The sequence below is a fragment of the Paenibacillus sp. FSL W7-1088 genome (assembly GCF_037969855.1).
In the GTDB taxonomy this organism is placed as follows: Bacteria; Bacillota; Bacilli; order Paenibacillales; family Paenibacillaceae; genus Paenibacillus.
Genome location: NZ_CP150216.1, coordinates 6,059,817 through 6,081,264 on the forward strand (window position 1 = coordinate 6,059,817; position 21,448 = coordinate 6,081,264).

A 21,448-nucleotide genomic window follows, 5' to 3' on the forward strand; every position below is an offset into this window, starting at 1 on the left:
AATTATAACTATAATTTGCACAATTAATTGCCATTTTGCGTCCTTTTAGCGAGTTATTTCTCTCAATTGCGACAAATTATTTAGCGGGTGTCTAACTTTTAGAAACACAAAAAAAGGCCGCAACCCCGTGTGCATTTACACAGGATTGCAGCCACATTTCATATATAGGAATACTATTTTGCGGATTCTGTCATCTCAAGAAATTGATCAATATCGGCAATGACCAGGTTCGCAGCATTTTGCCAGAAATCCGGTTGTGTGAGATCTGTACCCAGATGTTTCTGAGCCAGTTCCTCTACCGTCATTCGGCCCGTATCCCGCAGCAAATCATCGTATTTATCGGCAAATGCCGTGCCTTCCTCCTGCGCTCTGGCGTAGATGCCTGCACTGAACATATATCCGAACGTATACGGGAAGTTGTAGAATGGTACACCTGTCAGATAGAAATGCAGCTTGGATGCCCAGAAATGCGGATGATCCGATGCAAGCGCACCACAGAACGCTTCTTGCTGTGCTTCCACCATCAGTTTGGACAACTCATCTGCATTCACCAAACCTTGTTTGCGTTGCTCATAAAATCGATTTTCGAACAGGAAACGGGCGTGAATATTCATGAAGAACGCAACGCTTCGTTGAATCTTGTCTTCAAGCAGAGCAAGCTTCTCCTGCTCATCCGTTGCTCCCTGAACCAATGCATCCGCTACAATCAGCTCGGCAAAGGTAGATGCCGTCTCCGCTACATTCATGGCATAGCGTTGATTCAAGGCCGGCAGTTCTTCCATAATGTGCTGATGATATCCGTGACCAAGTTCATGGGCAAGTGTCGACACATTCGACGGCGTCCCAGAGAAGGTCATGAAAATACGTGTTGCTTTGCTGAGTGGCAAGGACGTACAGAATCCCCCTGGACGCTTGCCAGGACGGTCCTCTGCTTCGATCCAACGTTTCTCAAAAGCCATCTCTGCAAACTTGGAAAGTTTGGGACTGAACTTGGCGAATTGATCAACAATATTGATGGCTGCCTCGTCATAGGTGACTTTTCCACCCGACTTGCCTACAGGTGCATCAACGTCACTCCAGCTGAGTTTCTCTACACCAAGCAGTTTCGCCTTGCGCTCCAAATATCGAACCAACGCAGGTTTGGCACCGTTAATTACGTCCCACATCGTATCAAGCGTCTGACGCGACATCCGGTTGATCGCCAAAGGTTCCTTAAGAATGTCATCCCAGCCGCGCTTCTCATACAATTTGAGACGGAAACCGGCAAGATGGTTTAATGTATCTGCGCAGAAGTCTTCGACATCCGTCCAAGCCTGTTCCCAATTAGCGAATACAGTCTCGCGGACATTCCGGTCACTGTCGCTCAGCTTATTGGCAGCCTGACCTGCGGACAACATCACCGTTTCACCATTTTGTTCAAATGGAATGTTAACCTTGCTTACAATGGTGTTATAGAATTTGCCCCACCCATGGTAACCATCTACGCCGAGATCCAGCGCAAGACCTTCAAGCTCAGGTGACAGTTTCTCACGAGCCTGTGTGCGGCTCTCGTTCAGTACAAAGGCAAGCGGCTGAATATCTTCCCGAGCAATCCATGCTTCCCATACAGAGTCTGTCGTCTGGCTAAGCGTATTATCGAATTGGGACTTGCTGCTGTTCAACATCGCGCCAAGAGAACTAATGGTGCCCTGAAGCTGAACTGCCTTTTTATCCTTTTGGTTTTGTGAAGAAAGACAGGACACAAATGCGGACCCTTCCGAAATTCGGATATAACAGCTCTGCAGCAGTTCCAGAATCGGATCAAACGCATTTGTTTCTGCCAGTGACTTGGGTGCAGGTGTTTCTTTCAAAAGGGCTTGCAGCTTGCGTACATCCTGCTCCAGCTCAATCAAATACGCAGCAAACGACTCGGAGGCAGAACCTCCACTAAAAATGGACTCCAGATCCCAGACGGGTTGTAATGGTGTTTTCATTTAAATAAGGCACCTCTCTCAGTAGAATGGATAATTAACCTTGAATTAGAACTGGTTTTATAAGCGCTATATCTCTATACTAGAGAAATAGTTTAAGCTATTTTCAGGAGGTAATCGTATGAAACCTTTACAAGTCTCGGCTGACACAGCCGTCAAATTAGCAGAATCTCTGGGTGTTCCCCTCGAACATCTGATGCATATGCCGCAGCATATCCTGATGCAGAAAATCGCCGAATTGGCCAAAGAAGAAGCGGCTAAACCTGCCTCTACGGAAGGCGAGCAAGAATGATTCCCTTTGAGAACAGCTGGCCTTACGATATTGTAATGGGGGACATTTATGTACAGCAATGTCCGTACTGCCATGCAAACAATGTACTGCTGCCGCTCAAACCGAAGGAGCTTGTACGCATTCGCGAAGGCAAAAAGAAATTGCTGGTCTTTCCTTGTTGTAATGCCAGCATGACTGTGATCGACAACGATAGTGATTACCTGCTATCCAGTCGTCCTGTCCGCAATTAAAGAACAACTCTCACTTATCAAATGGGGCTGCGTTTCGCAGCCTCTTTGTCTGCTTCAATCATCTCAGCCGGCAACTCCAACTTACTCGAGATCATCTGTTCCCGCAGCAATGCCCATTGCTCCCGCGAAGCACGAATCATGGCAGCATCGGTAATGCGCTTGTCATGAATGACCCTGCCGAACCATTTTACAGCCTCATGGAATCGACCTACCCTGCGGTTCAACTCTCCCAGCAGATACAACAGCTTGGCTTCATTCCCGCCAGTACCTTCCCGTTCAAAAACCTTTACGTAAGCCTCAAGGCTAAATTCAAGAAAACGGTTTTCCTGAATATGATCCTCCATGTAACGATACAGCCAGGCAATATGATGCAGCAGACCTGCAACGACACGATCTTTCTCCTGAATAACCTGCCCGCACAGCAGTCCAAGCTTGTATGAATCCATCGCCTGCTCCAGTGTCCGCGCTCCGCTATAGTCTCGTTTCACCCAACGATTGCCGATCTGCTCCTTGAAAGCCTTGCGCTGTTTATCGTTCAATTGTTCCGTTGAATTTTCCGTCGAAGCGAATCCACACGCCGGACAGATTCGTACAACATAGAAATCCGGATTCTCCAGCTTGTAATAAGCGCAAAAATCGGAATCCGTCCGGTATGGCCGTTTCAAGCTTGGTCTTACACGTGAGGTATCATACTCGATCTCGCAATAATGACACTTCACTTTTACCTTATACAGAGGCTCTAATTCCACTCATTCCATCCCTCTCCCAAAAGCTTATAATCGGAACTAAGGTGTATTCACAAAATGATGTGCTGGCCCCGACAATCGCTGCAGGACGAAAGAATGCAATGGCTCTTCCACACCGACCTGTGTCAACGCCTGATCCATACATGCAAGCCAGGCTTCTGCCCGTTCAACCGTCACTTCAAAATGCATATGGCGGGCACGCATCATCGGATGACCAAAAGCCTCGGAAAACAATGCAGGACCACCGAAGAACTGAGACAAAAACATGTATTGCTTGTCAATTACCGGCTGAATATCCTCCGGAAAAAGAGGAGCCAGCTTCTCATTCTGCTGAACAATCGGATAAAAAGCTTCAACCAGTGCGCGAACGCCTGCCTCTCCACCAAGATTGTCGTAGATGCTCAAACTAGGATTCATTCCGCTTCCCCCTCCTTTCAGATGTCGAATTTTGAAATATATTACACTCCCATGCTTAATTATGAAAGGAGAATGAAGAACAAGGCCACGAGCGCCTTGTCTTCATTCTATCAAAAAAAAACCAAAAGTCCTATATAACATGAAAGGGTTATGGTCCCACATAGCCATGACTCACACAGGTCTATCTCAGACTGAAGGCACAAAAAAAGCGCCAAACAAGAGGTTTGGCGCACCAAATATTTCATCAGTAACTTCGCCAGTCCTCTTCTTCAGAGCGCACAAGCGAGGCACGTATAACATAAACAAAAGCACAAACCAGGATTCCGGTGACAAGACTCATAATCATCACTCCATCCGATTTAATTCCACCTTCTAGGTAATTAGGTGACGTTCAGGCGTTTTTATCATTTTAGCATACATCTCTTAAAAACACAGCCACTTTTGCAAGCGCTTTCTAGACATTAATTTGTACTGTTTGTCCGCTTTGTCTCATATATTGATGGCAAAAGCACCAGCGATCTGCTGCACACTCACCATTCCAAAAATAAAGGAGAAGAATTCATGGCCGCTTCACAACGAATCACCCAAGTCCTGATCCCACTAGCTCTCCTGATCCTGTGTGTGTTGATGGTGCTGTTTCCTGCGGAAACCTGGCATGCTGGTGTACGTGGACTATCCATTTGGTGGGACGTGCTTTTCCCCTCCCTTTTTCCCTTTCTTGTGCTTTCCGAGCTGCTTCTTGGCTTCGGCATTGTTCATTTTTTGGGTACACTCTTAAATCCATTGATGCGTCCGCTATTTCGCGTTCCCGGAAGCGGTGGCTTTGTGTTTGCCGTCAGTTGCGCTTCCGGTTATCCCACTGGGGCCAAATTGACTGCACAGTTGTGGGAGCAAAAATTGGTTACTCGGGAAGAAGGTGAACGCCTCGTTGCTTTCACCACATCATCCGATCCCATCTTTATGATTGGAGCCGTATCGGTCGGTTTTTTTCATAATGTAGCTATTGCTCCCATACTGGTCACATCACATTATGGTGCTGCATTTCTTGTGGGCCTGCTCATGCGGTTCCATGGCAGTGTCTCCCTAAAGGATAAACCGTCGATTATCAACTCTCCCTCCGCATCTGAAGAGGTACACAGAAGCAGACTAGTCCGAGCCATTTATGCCATGCACGAGGCAAGGAAAGCTGATGGACGGGCATTTGGTGAATTGTTGCACCAGGCAGTCTCCTCATCCCTTCGCCTTATTATTATCGTAGGAGGGTTAGTTGTATTCTTCTCCGTTATGATGGAGTTACTCGTTCAAACCGGATGGTTAGGCGCATTATATGCCATTACGGAACAAATGCTTCTATACATGGGATACCCCCCAGCCTTATCCCACAGCCTCGTAGGCGGGTTATTTGAAGTCACTTTGGGAGCCAAAGAAGCAGGAGGGGCTGGCATATCCATTCCGCTCGTCTACAAAGCTGCTGCTGCTGCTTTCGTCCTCTCCTGGGGGGGATTATCCGTTCATGCCCAGATTATGAGTGTTCTGAGCAACACAACGATGAGGTACGGCCCCTTTCTGTTTGCCAGAGCAATCCACGCTCTCATTGCACCCATACTTGTACTTTTGTTATGGCTGCCGATGATGGGTGGTTCGGAATGGCCTGTATTGTTCCAAACGGGTGCCAAGCCAGAATTATTTTCGTATACACCAGATTGGGGACAGATCCTGTTTTCGGGAATAGGTGTATTTGGGGGCGTATTACTTTTACTGCTGATGCTTTCTCTGATGAGTTCCTTTTTCTTACCTCGGCGTATGAAAAAATAAGCCATCCTGTGACTTTATATTCAACTGAATATCAATCCAACGTTGTGTTCTTCCCTGGAATTGATTATCATCGGTAGTATAATGACCACAAAGGAGCTTTCATCTTGAGATACTATGTTCAAGACCGCGGAGACCAGTTATCGATTGATCTCAGTCAGCAGTTTCATGCGCTGGCCAAAGAGGAAGGGTTTAAGCTGGATGCAGAATCGCCGGAGATTGTCATCTCCATCGGAGGCGATGGTACGATGCTGCAAGCATTTCACAATTTCATCGACCGCATCCCGGATATTGCTTTTGTTGGGGTTCATACAGGCCATCTCGGCTTTTATGCCGATTGGAAGAAGGAAGAATTAAGGGAATTGGTTCGATTGATGAGCGGCAAAGGCGACCCGGAACGACTCAAACCCCGAATTGTGGAGTACCCGTTATTGGAGCTTGAGATTCGTAAAAAGTCGGGCAATACCTCCTATATCGCACTGAACGAATTTACGTTAAAAGGTGTAGACGGTACAGTCGTTGCTCAGGTTGACATTAATGACGTAACGTTTGAGATGTTCCGGGGAGACGGTATCTGTGTATCGACCCCTTCAGGCAGTACGGCATACAACAAGGCGCTTGGCGGCGCCATGGTGCATCCAACGATCGAGGCTATTCAGATCGCCGAGATTGCTTCAATCAATAACCGCGTCTATCGGACGCTGGGTTCACCGGTTATTTTGCCCAAGCACCACCACTGTGATATCTTCTCACGCAAGGATCAGCGGTTGTTGCTTACCATTGACCACGTAAACATTATGGTGGAAGATCTCATATCGGTACGCTGCCAAGTGGCCCGTCATAAGGTCAGTTTTGCCCGTTTCCGGCCTTATCCGTTTTGGAACAGGGTTCGCACAGCTTTTTTGGACTAAATACACGCAACAAAAAAGCGGTCCTTCTCAGGAACCGCTTTTTGCTTTGGCTTGAGGCTGATCTTTGCTCTTCTGAAGCACAAAGTACGCACAGCCAAAGTTGCAGTATTCATTGATATAGTCCACCATGCTGGAGATCGTGGAATCCTTCGTAGCTTTGGGATGGTTGTCCCGGTAAAAACCTTTCAAACGCAGCTGGCTGTAACCCCAGTCCCCAATAATGTAATCGTACCGCTCCAACACTTCGCTGTAACGGTCACGGAAAACTTCAGGATTCCAGCCTTCTTTATGGTTCTGCACGATTTCATAATTTTTTCCGCCGATTTGAACAATAACCGGTTCTTTGGGTTTGTCCTGTACTGGCTCCTGAACCGATTCTTGAATCTCTTCTGAACCTTTTTCTTCTTCCAATCCTGTATCCTCCATCATGCGTGAGATGCCGCCTGTTCAGCATTTTTCGCAGCAGATTTTACTTGTTCATGCGCATGGTAAGAGCTGCGGACCATAGGTCCGGATTCGACGTGGCTGAATCCACGCTTCAGTCCTTCCTGCTTCAATGATGCGAACTCTTCTGGCGGATAATACTTCTCTACAAACAGATGTTTCTCGGATGGCTGCAAGTATTGACCAATCGTCATAATGTCACAATCCACAGCGCGCAGATCATCCATCGTTTGCAAAATTTCATGATATTCCTCACCCACACCAAGCATGATGCTCGATTTCGTTGGAATATTTGGCTGCATTTCCTTGGCACGAGCAAGCAGTTCGAGTGAACGCTTGTATTTCGCCTTGGCACGGACTTTGTCCGATAATCGCTCTACAGTCTCGATGTTATGATTCAGGATGTCCGGTTTGGCATCCATTACAATCTGCAAGGAATCCCGGTCACCCAAAAAGTCCGGAATCAGCACTTCTACACTGCATAAAGGCAAACGACGACGAACGGCCTTCACTGTCTCCGCAAAGATCGTCGCTCCTCCATCCTTCAGGTCGTCACGCGCCACGCTCGTAATTACGCAGTGCTGCAGATTCATCTGTTCTGCCGCTTCTGCCACGCGTTCTGGTTCCTGTAAATCAAGTTCCGTTGGCAAGCCGGTATTTACCGCACAAAAACGGCATGCCCGTGTGCAAATGTCGCCCAAAATCATAAAAGTAGCCGTCCGATTGGCCCAACACTCGTAAATATTCGGGCACCGTGCTTCCTCACATACTGTATGCAGCGTTTTGGAACGCATCATCGTTTTCATTTCCTGATAGTTATCGCCGGTTGTCAATTTGATCCGAATCCAGTCCGGTTTCGGTTCTTTAACACGTTTAGCCAATGCATAAACCTTCTTTCTACTGAAGTTAGGCTGTTGCTCGGAACATATTATACCATGAAAGCGCTGGAAAAACCCCCATTTGTCACATCTCATTCATGGTGGATAAAATGAAGACTTTTGAAGAACGCTAGGTTATAGCTTGGTTCACCGGGCACCATGTGCATCATCTTATTGGAAAGGGGGCTGCTTCCCTGTGCAAGATCGCTTTACATCGCGGTTAACGTATTCCTTTTGGATCAAAACATTGCTTGCAGGCACACTGCTTCTCCCATTCTTGCCTGTTGATGTTTACGGTGAACCTACCGCCGCTGATTCCAAACCTCAGGCTGTAGAGCAAAAACCAGCGGACATTTTCGCTTCGCGCCGGCATCTATATGAAAGCATTGGTCAAATGACCCAAATTCCATGGTACAGGCTCGCAGCAATTGATCAATATGAACGAACCATCTCGCGTGCACATCCAAAAGATCGTAAACATCCGGATCGTCTGACCGGTATATTCATGACCCCTCCAGCCTGGAGAGGCTGGCTCAATCCGGATGAGACGGATCAACACCCGGGTTCCATTATCTTTTTCAACGGGTATGGTCGAGATGGTTCTGGTGATGGTGTTGCAGATGCCAATAATGACCTCGACGTACTTTACAGCATGGCATCCATTATTCAGAAATATGGGACCAAGCAGGAGGACTTCAATATCGCTCTGTGGGACTATTACCATAACTCCCGGGCGGTGCAGCGTATTCAGCAATTTGCGAAATTATATGAGCATTTTGACAGCCTCGATCTCTTTGGTCACGCTTTTCCCGTCCCTCTCGGAACCAACTATTCGTACCGTAGTACCTGGGGGACCAAACGCAGCTGGGGTGGGTACCGTATTCATGAAGGCACGGATATTTTTGCACCGCATGGCCTGCCTGTACGCAGTACCTGTTACGGTGTCGTTGAAATCAAAGGCTGGAATCCGTTTGGCGGCTGGCGTATTGGCATTCGCGATCTGAACAACCATTACCACTATTACGCTCATCTATCCGGCTTTGACAAAAACGCCCATATCGGCGAAGTGGTTACCCCTGGTCAGGTTTTGGGCTGGGTGGGCAGTTCAGGGTATGGAAAACCAGGTACACAAGGCAAGTTTCCGCCTCACCTGCACTATGGCATTTATCGCGACAGCGGGCTGAATGAATGGTCGTTCGACCCATACCCTCATCTGAAGCATTGGGAACAGGAAGAACGCAAACAGAAAAAAGCCAAAGGCAACTGAAGGCAAAACAATTAAATTGGATGAGGGATAATAAGTATCTCTTTAGTATTGTGATGATTTTTAATGTAAAGCGGGACCTCTATCATAGAGGCCCCGTTTTTTGTTCGATATTTGTTTGGACTCATTAATGGTTCCCATCCACGTCAAGCTGCAATCCCTCATTTGGATCAGACAAATCCGGCTCAACCTTCAGTCCATTTCCGTTCAGACCGTTTGCTGGAGCCTGCTGCTGATTGGGAGAGGTTGCATTTGGCGTTCCTCCATGACCACTCGAAACACCCGCCTGACCCGATGGCAGTGCAATTGCAGGTGCATTGCTGCCGTTGCTACCCACCGGCTTGCCCTGATTATCATAGTAGTACATCGGCACATCCCCTACCACTAACAGGTAAGATATCGGAATTTCCGTATCGACGGTCTCAGGTTCCATGTCAAAGGGCACCACTACCGCCACTTCGGCAATGATGTGAATGTACACTTCAACCAGAATCATGTTTATACCGGCGTTCTGCTGACGGGTGTTCAGATCCACTTTGACGGCTCCCTGAGGCTCAATACGAACCGGTATACTTGGACCAAAGGATGCCAGTACCGGGCTGCCCAACGCCTGCCCCAGCGGAATTTTTTCTTTTAACATATGCACGTTCTGCAAAGTGGATTGCACGATGTTCATCGTACTCGCAGTGATCCGCATGTGCTCATCATAATTCAGCATAAATCCGGACACTTTCCCAGCCGTATCGGTTTTCCAGTCAATCAGCCCTTCGGTGGATTTACCTTCGGAAACCTGCGCTGTAATCGCCTTGTTGATCGCTTCCGTTGCAATCTGCTTCACTCTGATTTTGGCCAGATGCATGATGGGCGGTTTCATTTTCTTATCGACATAGGCAAAACCCTGCATCAAACAAAATGCTGTTACCAATAAAATAATCAACCACATTTTGCGCCTGCCACTTGGCGGCTTGCGGCGTCTTCGGCTTCGCCATCGTCTTCTCATCATCGGGCGTCCCTCCCCTGCGGGATGAGCTATAGGCTATATAACTATCCTTATGCACCGTTGTCCCGAAAAAGAAGGACAGCACCTGCTCGTACGGGGATATCATCACATCCAACAAAAAAAACCTTCCGCCAGCAGATGTTATCTGCACGACGAAAGGCTTTTAAATGGAACACAGGTCTGAGGAATCAGACTACTGTCCACATTATTTCGGAACGGACTCCCAATCTTTCAGGAAGCGCTCAATGCCGCTGTCTGTCAGCGGGTGTTTCCACAATGTTGGCAGGAGTGAACCTGGAATGGTCGCGATATGCGCACCGGAAAGCGCTGCATCCTCCACGTGTTTGATATTACGGATGCTTGCTGCAATAATTTCGGAAGGCAAATCATACGTATCAAGAATGAGACGCAGATCGCGAATCAGCTTCATGCCATCCACCGCAATATCATCCAGACGGCCAACAAATGGACTGATGTACGTTGCGCCAGCTTTCGCCGCCATCAGGCCCTGTGCTGCGGAAAAGATCAGCGTTACATTGGTTTTAATTCCTTTTTGCGTCAGTTCATGACAAGCATAGAGTCCATCTTCGGTCATCGGTAGTTTAATCACTACATTCGGTGCCCACTCTGCAATTTCATAAGCTTCCTTCAACATATCCTCGGCTTTCAGTCCGATCACTTCAGCACTGACCGGGCCCTTAACAACGCCACAGATCTCCTGAATCACTTCTTTAAATACGCGACCTTCTTTGGCAATCAAAGACGGGTTGGTCGTGACTCCATCCACCAGACCAAGACGTTCGATCCGTTTGATTTCTTCAACATTACCTGTATCTAAGAAAAATTTCATGATATGTTCCCTCCACTTGATGAATTTTGTAAACAACTATACTCATCATTACCCGATTATCCGTATATGTTAACAGTTATATATGATTTATTTTTTTTCTACAGCGTGACCGCCAAATTCATTACGCAATGCTGCGACAACTTTACCTGTGAACGTGTCTGTTTCCAGGGAGCGGTAACGCATCAACAGGGACAACGCGATAACCGGTGTAGCAGTTTGCAGGTCAAATGCTGTTTCAACCGTCCAACGTCCTTCACCGGAAGAATGCATAACCCCTTTGATTTCATCCAGGTTAGCATCTTTGGAGAATGCACGCTCTGTCAATTCCATCAACCAAGAACGGATAACGGAACCGTTGTTCCATACACGAGCAACTTGTTCGAAGTCGAAATCGAAACCGCTTTTCTCCAATACGTCGAAGCCTTCACCGATGGAAGCCATCATACCGTACTCGATACCATTGTGGACCATTTTCAGGAAGTGACCGCTACCTGCTTTACCTGCATACAGGTAACCATTTTCAACGGAAGTATCTTTGAACGCCGGCTCAACGATTGCCCAAGCTTCAGGATCGCCACCGATCATGTAACATGCGCCATTACGAGCGCCTTCCATACCGCCGGATGTACCAGCGTCCATGTAGTGAATGCCTTTAGTTTTCATTTCCTCGTAACGACGAATGGATTCTTTGTAGTGCGAGTTACCCGCTTCGATGATGATGTCGCCTTTGGACAACAGTGGGCTTACTTCAGCCAATACAGCGTCAACCACGTTGTGAGGAACCATGATCCACAATACACGTGGGGATTCAAGGGAAGTCACCATTTCTGCATAAGAAGATACGCCTGTTGCGCCGTATTCTTTCATTTCATTCACAGCTTCAGCGTTAAGGTCAAAAGCAACCACTTCATGTTTGTGGTCAATCAGGTTTCTACCCAGGTTCAATCCCATTTTACCTAATCCAATAAGTCCAAGTTTCATTGCTAGTTCCTCCTGTTATGAACATTTCTAATTTTTATCTGGCCAATTCCAAAATAAGTGCTTAACCTTGGCGCAGTAGCCGTTCCGGTTACGAATCGTTCTTTCGATCGCTGTTGTCTCCAAATTTTCTTGATTAATAATGTTTATGGTTAAAATATGGAGACAAAGGCGAAGCATATGCTTCCGGAGTAGCTTTCTTCCAGAAAGCTTTTAGCTTCGCTTCTTCAGAATCGATTTCGTCCCCTTCACTACTCGCGCGTAATTGTTATGAACTGATTTAAATTGAGCCAAGTAATCTATATCAAAAATTTACGCGGCCTTCCGGGTATTACCGGAAGGACTTATGCAAAATTGGAACGGTGTATTTCGTGAAAATTTGTATATTATCGAGCAGAACAGACTGTAGTGTTCTCTTCTCTGATGCTGCCCTTACACTACTTTTACCACCAACGGTAGCCGTTCTCTGCAACCAATCGATCTGCTGACTCCGGTCCTTGCGAACCAGCGCTGTACGTATCGAGTGGCACACTGCCATCCTGGAATGCCTCCAAGATCGGCTGTACCCACTGCCAAGCCAGTTCAACTTCGTTCCAGTGAGCAAAGAATGTAGAATCTCCACGCATCGCGTCAAAGATCAGGTTTTCGTAAGCTTCCGGAATGTTGCGTTCACCTGAGTTGAAGGTCATATGCATTGCTTCCACTTCGCCTTGGTTGAGTGGGTTTTTCGCATTTAATTGAAGCGAGATGCTTTCTTTCGGACCAATTTCGATGGTAAGCAAGTTAGGCTCTGTTGTATTTTCGGATTCATGACCTGTTTTCAGTGGAGCCTTGAATTCAACAACAATTCTGGTTGATTTTTCAGCCAGACGTTTGCCTGTACGAATGTAAAATGGAACCTCGCTCCAGAATGGATCATCGATCCACAGTCTCGCAGCAACATATGTCTCATTCTGAGAACCAGCTGGAATGTCAGGCTCGTCCAGATATCCAACAACAGAAGCACCTTGCAGTTCGCCTGCTCCATATTGGGCACGAACGACTTCGGAAGCAATATTCTCTTTCGTCAATGGACGAAGAGCCTCAGCGATCTTCTGCTTTTTGAATTGAATTTCTTCCGGTGTGCAGCGTTTTGGCAAATGCAAACCAATCATCATCAGCAATTGAAGCATATGGTTTTGGAACATGTCACGAAGGGCACCGCTTTGGTCATAATATGCGGCACGTTCTTCAACACCAACCGTTTCACTTGCCGTAATCTGTACGTTGGCAATGTAACGGTTGGACCACAAAGCCTGAATGACCGGATTCGCGTAAGTGAGGGTTTCAATATTTTGAACCATCGGTTTACCAAGGAAATGGTCAATACGGTAAATTTCTTCTTCCGCAAAGGTATTGCTGAGTTTCTCATTCAGTTCACGAGCAGATTGCAGATCGTGTCCGAATGGTTTTTCGATGATAAGTTTCTTCCAGCCTTTGGTGTTACCCAAGCCGCTTTCTTGAATATTCAGTGCGATTGGTTCAAAGAATTCCGGTGCAACCGACATGTAGAACATGCGATTTTCAGGAATGTTGAGCTCTTGTTCACGCTTCTGAACCAGTTCCAGCAATTTGGTGTAATCTTCAAGCTTCGTATTATTTAAAGAACAATAACGGAAAGCTCCAATGAAGTCGCGAACCTGAGCTTCTTCCTCCGGTGTTTGACGGGAGAAGGTGTGCAGTGACTTTTCAACATTCGCCTGGAAGTCAGCATCCGACAATTCACGCCGTCCAAGACCGATAACGGAGAAGGATTTCGGCATTTTCGAATCAATGTACAAATTATATAATGCAGGGTAAATCTTACGTTTGGCTAAATCGCCTGTTGCCCCGAAGAGGACAAATGTCATTGCGTCCATTGGAGTGCCTCCTGTGATCTGTGCAGTATAGTATATGATGATGCAAAATGTTCAAATCCAAGCATGACAAAAGACGGAATTAGTGGGGGAGTTCCCCGCCTTACCTCCGCTTGTGTATCTGACCTGAATTAAACATGGAACATTCCTTCTCTCCACAACCTTAATCAAGGTTATAAATTGTAACCAATTGAATTGACGTTACCCATCTTACACCTGTCGTCACAATTCGTCAACAATCGTGTCTAACCTGTGAACACCAGTGTTTATAGGGTTTTTATTTAATGTTAACGCTTTATGTGGTAACATTAAGAACAATTGGTATGTGACATTTTACACATATGGCTTGTGGACACTCAGGTTACAATAAGTATACTAGTGCTATAATAAGCATAACTAAATCAAAGGAGTACTATTATGAGCGATGATGAGAATGCCAAGCAAATATGCGAAAAGGTGGAACAGTCTTATCAGATCATTGGCCGGAAATGGGTAGCCCTCATTATTCATACATTGATGGAAGAACCCAAACGATTCAGTGAAATTCACGCTTATATTCCGGACCTGAGCAAACGGGTACTTAATGAACGGATGAAGGAACTGGAGGAAGAGGGACTGGTCGTACGTCATGTGGTTACGGAACGCCCTGTTCGGACAGAATATATGTTGTCCCGCAAAGGCACAGAGCTGGGGCGCGCTTTAAGCGCCGTCGAACGGTGGGCCGATAAGTGGCTGTAGCACGTACTTTTGAGTAAAGAATAGGTTCTCATTCTATTAAGAGGCGACACTTCATTTTCACTTTAATTTCCGAAACATTGTGATTTTAAAATAGCACTTTAAATTTCATCACGATAATGTACTGACGCTACTTTTAATAACATCAGCAGTTACCCTCATGTGATTTAATGTCTGCTGCTGTGTTCAAAATGTTGCCGATACTGTACGGGAGTTGTTCCCGTCGATTTGCGAAATAATTGAACGAAATAAGATCCATTGCGGAATACCGCCTGCCCACCTCTTGAACGGACAGAGTTGTCGTTTCCAGCTTAGGATATCAGCCTGCTTAAGTCTTAGGGCTGTGACCTAGTCCGTAATACTGCTTCCTGTTTCTTGCTGAAAGATACGGGAAGCATAAGACTTGGATAAGTGGATATTGTTTACCATATGATCTTATTTGATTTCATCTATGTAGTGGTCTTCAATCCAATGCATCATCTTCTCCGCATTGATGCCAATGACTGGAAGCCAACATCGTGATGAAGATCTGGGATTGGTCTTATAAACCATTGTTCCAAAGTTTCATCCCACGACCATGCCATATGCCGGTAGATTTCCTCTCCTGTCATATTGTACATAATCCATAGCATACCCGTCCAGAAACTTAAAACCCTCTAATCGGTGTTGATGTTATTATACTTCCCATCATCACAAGCAAAATGAGGATATTTATCTCCAATGTTTTTTCATTTCTGTCAATTTATTTTTCAGCTTCTGCATGACTTCCTGCCAATATGTCGTAGTTACGTCGGATTCTGCCTTGGCCATGAGATAACCTTCTTAGGGTTAAATAGAGAAGCCATCGCAAAATTAAATAGATGAAACCAACGAGTGTATTAATTTTGTTTTATAAATAAGATTCCAATAAAATGAAGCCAGATCTCACAATATCTGTGGAACTGGCCTCTTTTTTTGTTATTTAACTAAGACTCCAACTTTCTCCCTAGCGTAATTCCCAAATCCTCAAAGTTCTCCACGGCTGTCTTTTTCTCATAAAAATGCACCGCATGTTGCATAATCCCTTCCCTTGTATAGAAAGCATCCTCCGCCTTTAGTGGAAAAGTAACCTTCTCCCCCGTACTGGCCGATTTATAGATGCCTACAATGAGTTCCAGTGTATTCCGACCACTCTTCCCATCCACCAGAAGGGGTGATTCTGTCTCAATGGCGTTTAGCACATTCTCCACTTGCCCAGCATGCCCCACATGAATAACATCCGCTAAGTCGTCAGCGAGTTTCTGAATCTGCTGTTCCAGATCTGGATTGGGTTCTGGGAATCCATTCGTTCGTGCCGTAGAAGCAACGACCTTCCAAGGCGCAGATACCCTTGCCTCTTTACCCTGAAAAATCAACTGCTGCTCCTCTCCGTGGTGTACCACTGAACTGGTAATCATACCAAGTGCTCCTTCTTGGAAACGAAGCATTGCCATGGAAATATCCTCTACTTCAGCATTATCATGTGCCGTATTCGCCATCATGGCCTGTAATTCCACCGGAGGACCCATCATCCAAAGCATCGCATCAATATGATGGACCGCATGATTAAGTGTACAGCCTCCGCCTTCCTTTTCCCATGTGCCACGCCACCACAGATCATAATAATTATGGCCCCGCCACCAGAATGAATCGACCTGTACGTGGAGAATGGGTCCCATAAGTTTGCTGTCCAGCACATATTTTAGTTTCATCATCGGTGTCGTAAAACGATTCTGTGCCACAACCGAGAGCAACTTACCACTTTTTTGCGCCGCTTCCAGCATCATATCCGCCTCTTGTAAAGAAGAGGCCATTGGTTTTTCGACAAGCACATGTGTACCTGCATGCAGAAAATCACATGTGATCGGTGCATGGGTATACGGTGGGGTACATACGGAAACCAAGTCAATGTTTTGATCCAGCAATTCATGATAATCGGTAACAGCTTGCGCTCCCTCCAATCCGTATTCGTTAATTCGTTTCTGTGCTTTTTCCGCGTACATATCCACCACAGCTACGATCTTGCATCGTTCAGGAAATGCCAAATACGCTGTAATGTGCGCTGCACTGATTGCGCCTGCTCCAATAATGGCCACATTTAACATGAATGCATACCTCCCTTATTCCCTTCACAATACACAATAATAAAGCGCTTTTATGCGTTCATCTTGTGATAAAATGAAACCATATTGCGCTTTTGAAGGGGAGGCATTCCTAATGCCCATCATCACCGAGGATCAATTTAATCTGGTATGCCATCGCACCTCAACGACTGCGTTCCGAGAGGTTTTTCACGCTCATTCACAGATGGAGATCACGTATATCCATGATGGATATGGACAACTCATAACCGAGGGGCAGGCATTCCCCCTTGAACCGGGTACACTGATGATATTCCGCCCTTTTCAGCTGCATCAGATCCAGATTCAAGTCACGAAAGAACATCCCTTTATTCGCAGCGTCCTGATGTATGAGCAGCACCTGCTGAACTCGCACTCTCGGCAATTTGCCGTATCGAATCATTTTACATTGGACCTTCTGGGACATACATCTCCGCTTCAACCGATCTGTCTTTCCACTTCATCCCCACTGGTTCAGATGATGGAGCAATTTGCCGATATTCTGCCTACATTGCTTCCACATGAAGCGGAAGAGGATACACGACTTTTCTTACTTGGACTGCTCGCACAGCTTCGCTACATTTGGAAAGACAGGCAGTTTCCCTGCTCTACTGCGCTCCCAGCGGGCTCTCCCGTTCTGCATCCTCATGTTGAGGCTGTCATGCAATGGATTGAAGAGCACTACAATGAAGCGTTTCGTCTGGAGGATATCGCAGATACGCTGCATCTATCGCCTTATCATTTGTCCCATATATTTAAAAAAGCTACCGGCACGACCATCGTTGCTTACGCCCAGGCCACTCGTATTCGTCATGCTTGTGTGTTACTCACAAGTACCACACATACTATTCCGGAAATAGGCCACCGTGTAGGCATGTCCAGCCCATCTTATTTTTGCAAAGTCTTCCGCAAGGCAACAGGCACCACGCCGCATCAGTATCGGCTGAATGTGCAAGGCAGATAAGAAGATTATCTACGAAATCATTTCTACAAAATGAAAAGGAGCAAAAGGAATGACACCCTTTCGCTCCTTAGCTCCTGAACACTACCTAAGCTACTCACCCGGTTTACGAACATCAAGACCCAACTTCTCCAAGAAGGGGAAAATGCGCTCACGTACCTGCTTCAGTTCTTCCTTCTGCTCCGCAGACAATCGTTCTTCATGGATGTTCCCATCCTGATCTGACACTAAGGATTCATACTGCTTCATCTGTTCATATAACGATTTGAACTCGGTAAACTGCTCCTCAGAAAACTTCGTCTCTGCCATTGCCAGCTGTTCCTTCCAAAATTGCTCTTGGTCCATAGGTTCTTTGGGAGAGTCTACACTTGCTGCTTCCAGCTTTTCGAAAAATGGTTCCAGTTCTGCAGTAAGACGATTAAACTCCGTCTGTTCTGTGACACTCCATTGCTCGGGGTGCATCTCTCCCTGTTGATCCGCATACTTCAAAGCCATTTGCCCCATTTGCTTCATCAGATCCATAAATTGAATAAATTCCTCTTCACTTAAATGTTTTTTGGCTGTCTGCAGCTTCGCTTCCAGTCTCATATAATCCTCCGATGTTCCACCCACCGCTGATATATTTTCCTGTGAACCATACATTTCGTTAGCCAAGTAGGAATACCCCGCATAGGCTCCAGTAGGAATGATGAGCACAGCAGCCAGCAGAACAGTAACCAGCCATTTTTTCCGATGTCTTTTGAGACGTGATTCACGTCGAACAGCATTTAAGATTTTATGTTTTGTTCTATCAGAAATTATCCAGTTTTTGGTCTCTTCCTGGTAGGCTGTTCGCAGCTGTTCATCGAGATTCATGCAAATCCTCCACCTTTCCCCGAATACCTAGGTTCAACTTCTGATTCTGCCTCAGCTTGGTTAATGCCGCATGAATACGCGATTTCACCGTTCCTATTGGAATTTCCAATATGCATGAAATCTCTTCTTGCGTGTACTCGTTCAAATAGTGAAGAGTGATGGCCTGCTGGAGCTTGTACGGCAATCGGTGTACCTGCTCAAGCAGAGGACGATTTGCCAACTTGTTGATTAAGTCACCGGAAAAATCATACTCCAGCCCCGTATCAGACTTTTCCATCCGCTTGCTAAAACGAAATTGCGTCAATCGTCTCCGTCGGTAACTTCGGACCTGCCGCATCGTCACACCCATTAACCAGGGACGAAACGCTCTCTCCGAATCGTAACGCTCCAAGGACCTGTATGCCTGAATATAAATTTCCTGTACCAGATCTTCCGCGTCAGATGAGTCACGAATCAGAAAACGGACAGTGCGATACACATCCATCACCGTTAGCTCATATAACTCCCCATATGCTTCGTAATCACCAGCCCGGGTTAATTCCACAAGTTTTATGTACCTTTCTGCCTCACTCATCATCCATCCCCTTCCTCCTTACACTATATATTGGCATACCAGCTCCATATCGTTCGATTTATTTATTTCAACTTTCACCGGGCCATACCAAAAAAGCCCATTCCTCACTCATCGTTCGAGTTGGAATAAGCTTATATCTCTTACCTCATATAAACATGAAGTATATTATTCATCTGCTAAACCATCCGCTGCCTCATCGCTTCAAACAGCAAAATCGTTGCCGCCATTGCGGCATTAAGTGACTCTGCCTGTCCCTGCATCGGAATCGTAATTGCATCGTCCACCAGTTGTGCAGTAGATTCCGATATGCCCTTGCCCTCATTACCGATCACAAGCCATACTGATTGTGTAAAATCATAACTGTAGCACGAATACTCCGCTTGCAAAGACGTACTAACCAACTTTACGCCCGCAGCCTTTGCTTCAGGCAGCAACGATTCCAACGGACCTTCTACGATTGGCAGATGAAACAATGATCCCATCGTTGAACGGATCGTTTTCGGATTATAGACATCGGCACAACCAGCACCGAGTACAACACCTGCCGCTCCCGCTGCATCCGCACTGCGAATGATCGTTCCCACATTACCCGGGTCCTGAACATTGTCCAATACCACAACAAACCCCTTGGCAGAAGACAACAGACTTTGAAGCAGCTCGCGACCTTTATGTACAATGGCAAAAACAGGTTGGGGTGTCATCGTATCCGTACACTTGGCGATAACCGCAGGGGATACACTAATCCATTCCACGCGCTGAAGTGGAGCCTCCAGTCCAGCCAGTTCCTTGGGTACACCCTGCTCCCCATCGTAAACAATGCATTCCAGATCCGCCCCGGCGCGCAGTGCTTCCTCTACGAGATGAATGCCTTCAATAATATATTTATGTTGACGGGTACGGTGTTTTTTCTCCAGCAGCTGTGCCCATTCCTTCACACGTGTATTTTGCGGTGATACAATATCCATCTTTCCATCCTTCCGTCTGCGGGATTTTTTATCAACATGTTACATGACGAATTGAAATTTTCCGACTAAAGATTGCTCCATTTATCCCGTCATTATACTTATCACTTTGGATACGCAAGCTCCATTTTCGTCAAATGGTCCTTGTGACCAACGATGATCAGCACATCCCCGTCCGCAATCCGATCCTCCGCATACGGAGAGATATTCATCGAATTCCCACTGCGAATCGCCATCACGTTGCAACCGAAACGTGCACGAATATTTAGCTCCAGCAGATTTTTACCGATCATTTGCTCAGACGCTCTCATCTCCAAAATGCTGTAATCCTCAGATAACTCGATGTAATCGAGAATGTTTGGAGATGTCAGATGATGGGCTACACGCAGTCCCATATCCCGCTCAGGATAAATAACCTTGTCTGCACCGATCTTCTGCAATACTTTACCATGAAGCTCATTTTGTGCTTTTACAATCAGAACAGGTACACCCATATCTTTCAGAATAAGGGTCGTGAGAATACTCGACTGAATGTCTTCACCAATCGCCACAACGACGACATCAAAATTCCGTATGCCCAGCGCACGCAGCGCTTCTTCGTCCGTCGAATCTGCCGATACGGCATGAGTCACAATGTTGGACATTTCCTGAGTCCGCTGCTCGTCCGCATCAATTGCCAATACGTCGAATCCCATGCCGCTCAGGGCATTGGCTACACTTGATCCGAACCGTCCCATGCCAATGACGGCATATTGTTTTTTTGCCATTAGGGTCTAACCTCCCGCTGCACTTCAGCATTACGCATCTATTGGTAGTCCATTTTTCAATTAAGGGTCAGTGTTTACTTAAATATCCTTCGTAGTATACCACAAAGCCCAATAAACTTGAATGCGCTCACGCTTCCCAGGGAACAGTATTAGAGCAGCCGAATATACGAGGAGGGACTTGCGATGCCCATTACATTAAGCCTGCGTGAAGCGATTGTTCATAAGGTTCATGATAAAAGTGATGATCAGCTCCGGGAGATGATCGAAGGTTCTGTAGATGGACCGGAAGCAGCATTACCCGGACTTGGTGCCATTTTCGAAATGATCTGGAAGAACACGGAACCTGAGAAGCAGGAAGAATTAATTCAAATCGCGCAGGAGCATCTGCACACCATTCCCGTTCAACCCATCAGATAACTGAAGCCTTGGAGGGAAAGGTACCATCATCACGTTGTTCTGTCTGCAAAAAAAGATTTGGCTCATTGGTCTGGATGGTGCCCTGCTCCAAAGAGCAAGGCAGTTACATCCCCCGCAGACTAATTAGGTCCCCCAACCAAACAAGGTACAGTCACTGAGCATAACTCAGGAGGCTGTACCTTGTTTGTGTATATACATGCAGCTTCCCGAGACGGCAGTAACTAATCACTAGAAGCTGACTCTCCGATTAACAAGGCTGATCTATTTCCTTCAAGCATGTAATATCATCATACAACTACAATGATTTCAGCTACCTGATCAAACAGATCGAAGATATCCTCGTCCGTTGCTG

22 protein-coding genes are annotated in these 21,448 nt (G+C 46.3%); 8 read left to right on the top strand and 14 right to left on the bottom strand.

All coding sequences use genetic code 11. The annotated features are described in order from the left end of the window. Positions 1-173: 173 nt before the first annotated feature. The gene (locus MKY42_RS27325) at positions 174-1,973 is read right to left on the bottom strand and encodes a M3 family oligoendopeptidase (RefSeq protein WP_339846161.1); all 1,800 of its coding nucleotides are present in this window, start codon (positions 1,971-1,973) and stop codon (positions 174-176) included. A gap of 118 nt (positions 1,974-2,091) precedes the next feature. On the opposite strand from MKY42_RS27325, the gene MKY42_RS27330 reads away from it, so the two are divergent. Both MKY42_RS27330 and MKY42_RS27335 read left to right on the top strand, forming a co-directional pair. Further along, positions 2,092-2,262: a YycC family protein gene (locus tag MKY42_RS27330; protein ID WP_064506463.1), complete on the top strand. Its 171-nt coding sequence runs from the start codon at positions 2,092-2,094 to the stop codon at positions 2,260-2,262. Beyond that, positions 2,259-2,492, top strand: coding sequence for a hypothetical protein (locus MKY42_RS27335; RefSeq protein ID WP_063566143.1), 234 nt, complete (start codon positions 2,259-2,261; stop codon positions 2,490-2,492). The genes MKY42_RS27330 and MKY42_RS27335 overlap by 4 nt, the downstream gene beginning before the upstream one ends. A 17-nt stretch (positions 2,493-2,509) precedes the next feature. Here MKY42_RS27335 and MKY42_RS27340 read toward each other — a convergent pair whose 3' ends face one another. Both MKY42_RS27340 and MKY42_RS27345 read right to left on the bottom strand, forming a co-directional pair. Further along, on the bottom strand, positions 2,510-3,241 hold the full coding sequence (locus tag MKY42_RS27340) for a DUF2225 domain-containing protein (RefSeq protein ID WP_339846164.1): 732 nt from the start codon (positions 3,239-3,241) through the stop codon (positions 2,510-2,512). 36 nt (positions 3,242-3,277) lie between these two features. Then, positions 3,278-3,655 carry a globin gene (locus MKY42_RS27345; protein WP_053783277.1) on the bottom strand — a complete coding sequence of 126 codons (378 nt, stop codon included), beginning with the start codon at positions 3,653-3,655 and terminating at the stop codon, positions 3,278-3,280. A gap of 561 nt (positions 3,656-4,216) precedes the next feature. On the opposite strand from MKY42_RS27345, the gene ylbJ reads away from it, so the two are divergent. Further along, positions 4,217-5,470: a sporulation integral membrane protein YlbJ gene (gene ylbJ, locus MKY42_RS27350; protein WP_339846169.1), complete on the top strand. Its 1,254-nt coding sequence runs from the start codon at positions 4,217-4,219 to the stop codon at positions 5,468-5,470. Positions 5,471-5,574: 104 nt separating this feature from the next. Next, complete coding sequence (locus MKY42_RS27355) at positions 5,575-6,378, top strand: NAD kinase (RefSeq protein WP_090904546.1); 804 nt, start codon at positions 5,575-5,577, stop codon at positions 6,376-6,378. 27 nt (positions 6,379-6,405) lie between these two features. Here MKY42_RS27355 and MKY42_RS27360 read toward each other — a convergent pair whose 3' ends face one another. Both MKY42_RS27360 and lipA read right to left on the bottom strand, forming a co-directional pair. Then, a complete protein-coding gene (locus tag MKY42_RS27360; protein WP_256222489.1) occupies positions 6,406-6,807 on the bottom strand; it encodes a YutD family protein in 402 nt (133 codons plus the stop codon). Then, positions 6,804-7,703, bottom strand: a complete 900-nt coding sequence (lipA, locus tag MKY42_RS27365; protein WP_110002376.1) for a lipoyl synthase — start codon at positions 7,701-7,703, stop codon at positions 6,804-6,806. Before lipA ends, MKY42_RS27360 begins: the two co-directional genes overlap by 4 nt. A gap of 193 nt (positions 7,704-7,896) precedes the next feature. Between lipA and MKY42_RS27370 the strand changes: the two genes are divergently transcribed. Continuing rightward, complete coding sequence (locus tag MKY42_RS27370) at positions 7,897-8,967, top strand: M23 family metallopeptidase (RefSeq protein ID WP_090904548.1); 1,071 nt, start codon at positions 7,897-7,899, stop codon at positions 8,965-8,967. A gap of 124 nt (positions 8,968-9,091) precedes the next feature. Here the strand turns inward: MKY42_RS27370 and yunB are convergent, their stop codons facing one another. The 4 genes from yunB to zwf form a co-directional block, all read right to left on the bottom strand. Continuing rightward, entirely contained in the window at positions 9,092-9,967 is an 876-nt protein-coding gene (gene yunB, locus MKY42_RS27375) for a sporulation protein YunB (RefSeq protein WP_339846176.1), read from the bottom strand. 202 nt (positions 9,968-10,169) lie between these two features. Further along, positions 10,170-10,814, bottom strand: a complete 645-nt coding sequence (gene fsa / locus MKY42_RS27380; RefSeq protein WP_024632668.1) for a fructose-6-phosphate aldolase — start codon at positions 10,812-10,814, stop codon at positions 10,170-10,172. 87 nt (positions 10,815-10,901) lie between these two features. After that, positions 10,902-11,795, bottom strand: coding sequence for a phosphogluconate dehydrogenase (NAD(+)-dependent, decarboxylating) (gene gnd / locus MKY42_RS27385; RefSeq protein ID WP_339846179.1), 894 nt, complete (start codon positions 11,793-11,795; stop codon positions 10,902-10,904). A 440-nt stretch (positions 11,796-12,235) separates the two neighbouring features. Beyond that, a complete protein-coding gene (gene zwf, locus MKY42_RS27390; RefSeq protein WP_090904551.1) occupies positions 12,236-13,690 on the bottom strand; it encodes a glucose-6-phosphate dehydrogenase in 1,455 nt (484 codons plus the stop codon). A gap of 414 nt (positions 13,691-14,104) precedes the next feature. On the opposite strand from zwf, the gene MKY42_RS27395 reads away from it, so the two are divergent. Further along, a complete protein-coding gene (locus tag MKY42_RS27395; RefSeq protein WP_024632671.1) occupies positions 14,105-14,425 on the top strand; it encodes a helix-turn-helix domain-containing protein in 321 nt (106 codons plus the stop codon). 962 nt (positions 14,426-15,387) lie between these two features. On the opposite strand, the gene MKY42_RS27400 is transcribed toward MKY42_RS27395, so the two are convergent. Continuing rightward, positions 15,388-16,545, bottom strand: a complete 1,158-nt coding sequence (locus tag MKY42_RS27400) for a Gfo/Idh/MocA family oxidoreductase (protein WP_339846186.1) — start codon at positions 16,543-16,545, stop codon at positions 15,388-15,390. A 112-nt stretch (positions 16,546-16,657) separates the two neighbouring features. Here MKY42_RS27400 and MKY42_RS27405 point away from each other — a divergent pair, with 112 nt between their 5' ends. Then, entirely contained in the window at positions 16,658-17,524 is an 867-nt protein-coding gene (locus MKY42_RS27405) for an AraC family transcriptional regulator (RefSeq protein WP_339846189.1), read from the top strand. 90 nt (positions 17,525-17,614) lie between these two features. Here MKY42_RS27405 and MKY42_RS27410 read toward each other — a convergent pair whose 3' ends face one another. From MKY42_RS27410 to MKY42_RS27425, 4 genes are all read right to left on the bottom strand, one after another. Then, positions 17,615-18,376: a DUF3600 domain-containing protein gene (locus MKY42_RS27410; protein WP_339846192.1), complete on the bottom strand. Its 762-nt coding sequence runs from the start codon at positions 18,374-18,376 to the stop codon at positions 17,615-17,617. After that, positions 18,363-18,953, bottom strand: coding sequence for a sigma-70 family RNA polymerase sigma factor (locus tag MKY42_RS27415; protein ID WP_111620069.1), 591 nt, complete (start codon positions 18,951-18,953; stop codon positions 18,363-18,365). The genes MKY42_RS27410 and MKY42_RS27415 overlap by 14 nt, the downstream gene beginning before the upstream one ends. Before the next feature lie 173 nt (positions 18,954-19,126). Further along, positions 19,127-19,915, bottom strand: a complete 789-nt coding sequence (locus tag MKY42_RS27420; protein WP_179263017.1) for an RNA methyltransferase — start codon at positions 19,913-19,915, stop codon at positions 19,127-19,129. 101 nt (positions 19,916-20,016) lie between these two features. Continuing rightward, entirely contained in the window at positions 20,017-20,679 is a 663-nt protein-coding gene (locus tag MKY42_RS27425; RefSeq protein ID WP_090904556.1) for a TrkA family potassium uptake protein, read from the bottom strand. A gap of 183 nt (positions 20,680-20,862) precedes the next feature. On the opposite strand from MKY42_RS27425, the gene sspI reads away from it, so the two are divergent. Then, on the top strand, positions 20,863-21,096 hold the full coding sequence (gene sspI, locus MKY42_RS27430; protein WP_339846203.1) for a small acid-soluble spore protein SspI: 234 nt from the start codon (positions 20,863-20,865) through the stop codon (positions 21,094-21,096). Positions 21,097-21,448 lie beyond the last annotated feature (352 nt).

What these genes read in the sequence shown, in the direction of transcription:
- MKY42_RS27325 (WP_339846161.1), bottom strand. Translation starts at nt 1,973, where the DNA reads ATGAAAACACCATTACAACCCGTCTGGGATCTGGAGTCCATTTTTAGT.
- MKY42_RS27330 (WP_064506463.1), top strand. Translation starts at nt 2,092, where the DNA reads ATGAAACCTTTACAAGTCTCGGCTGACACAGCCGTCAAATTAGCAGAA.
- MKY42_RS27335 (WP_063566143.1), top strand. Translation starts at nt 2,259, where the DNA reads ATGATTCCCTTTGAGAACAGCTGGCCTTACGATATTGTAATGGGGGAC.
- MKY42_RS27345 (WP_053783277.1), bottom strand. Translation starts at nt 3,655, where the DNA reads ATGAATCCTAGTTTGAGCATCTACGACAATCTTGGTGGAGAGGCAGGC.
- ylbJ (WP_339846169.1), top strand. Translation starts at nt 4,217, where the DNA reads ATGGCCGCTTCACAACGAATCACCCAAGTCCTGATCCCACTAGCTCTC.
- MKY42_RS27360 (WP_256222489.1), bottom strand. Translation starts at nt 6,807, where the DNA reads ATGATGGAGGATACAGGATTGGAAGAAGAAAAAGGTTCAGAAGAGATT.
- yunB (WP_339846176.1), bottom strand. Translation starts at nt 9,967, where the DNA reads ATGATGAGAAGACGATGGCGAAGCCGAAGACGCCGCAAGCCGCCAAGT.
- fsa (WP_024632668.1), bottom strand. Translation starts at nt 10,814, where the DNA reads ATGAAATTTTTCTTAGATACAGGTAATGTTGAAGAAATCAAACGGATC.
- gnd (WP_339846179.1), bottom strand. Translation starts at nt 11,795, where the DNA reads ATGAAACTTGGACTTATTGGATTAGGTAAAATGGGATTGAACCTGGGT.
- zwf (WP_090904551.1), bottom strand. Translation starts at nt 13,690, where the DNA reads ATGGACGCAATGACATTTGTCCTCTTCGGGGCAACAGGCGATTTAGCC.
- MKY42_RS27395 (WP_024632671.1), top strand. Translation starts at nt 14,105, where the DNA reads ATGAGCGATGATGAGAATGCCAAGCAAATATGCGAAAAGGTGGAACAG.
- MKY42_RS27400 (WP_339846186.1), bottom strand. Translation starts at nt 16,545, where the DNA reads ATGTTAAATGTGGCCATTATTGGAGCAGGCGCAATCAGTGCAGCGCAC.
- MKY42_RS27405 (WP_339846189.1), top strand. Translation starts at nt 16,658, where the DNA reads ATGCCCATCATCACCGAGGATCAATTTAATCTGGTATGCCATCGCACC.
- MKY42_RS27410 (WP_339846192.1), bottom strand. Translation starts at nt 18,376, where the DNA reads ATGAATCTCGATGAACAGCTGCGAACAGCCTACCAGGAAGAGACCAAA.
- MKY42_RS27415 (WP_111620069.1), bottom strand. Translation starts at nt 18,953, where the DNA reads ATGATGAGTGAGGCAGAAAGGTACATAAAACTTGTGGAATTAACCCGG.
- MKY42_RS27420 (WP_179263017.1), bottom strand. Translation starts at nt 19,915, where the DNA reads ATGGATATTGTATCACCGCAAAATACACGTGTGAAGGAATGGGCACAG.
- MKY42_RS27425 (WP_090904556.1), bottom strand. Translation starts at nt 20,679, where the DNA reads ATGGCAAAAAAACAATATGCCGTCATTGGCATGGGACGGTTCGGATCA.
- sspI (WP_339846203.1), top strand. Translation starts at nt 20,863, where the DNA reads ATGCCCATTACATTAAGCCTGCGTGAAGCGATTGTTCATAAGGTTCAT.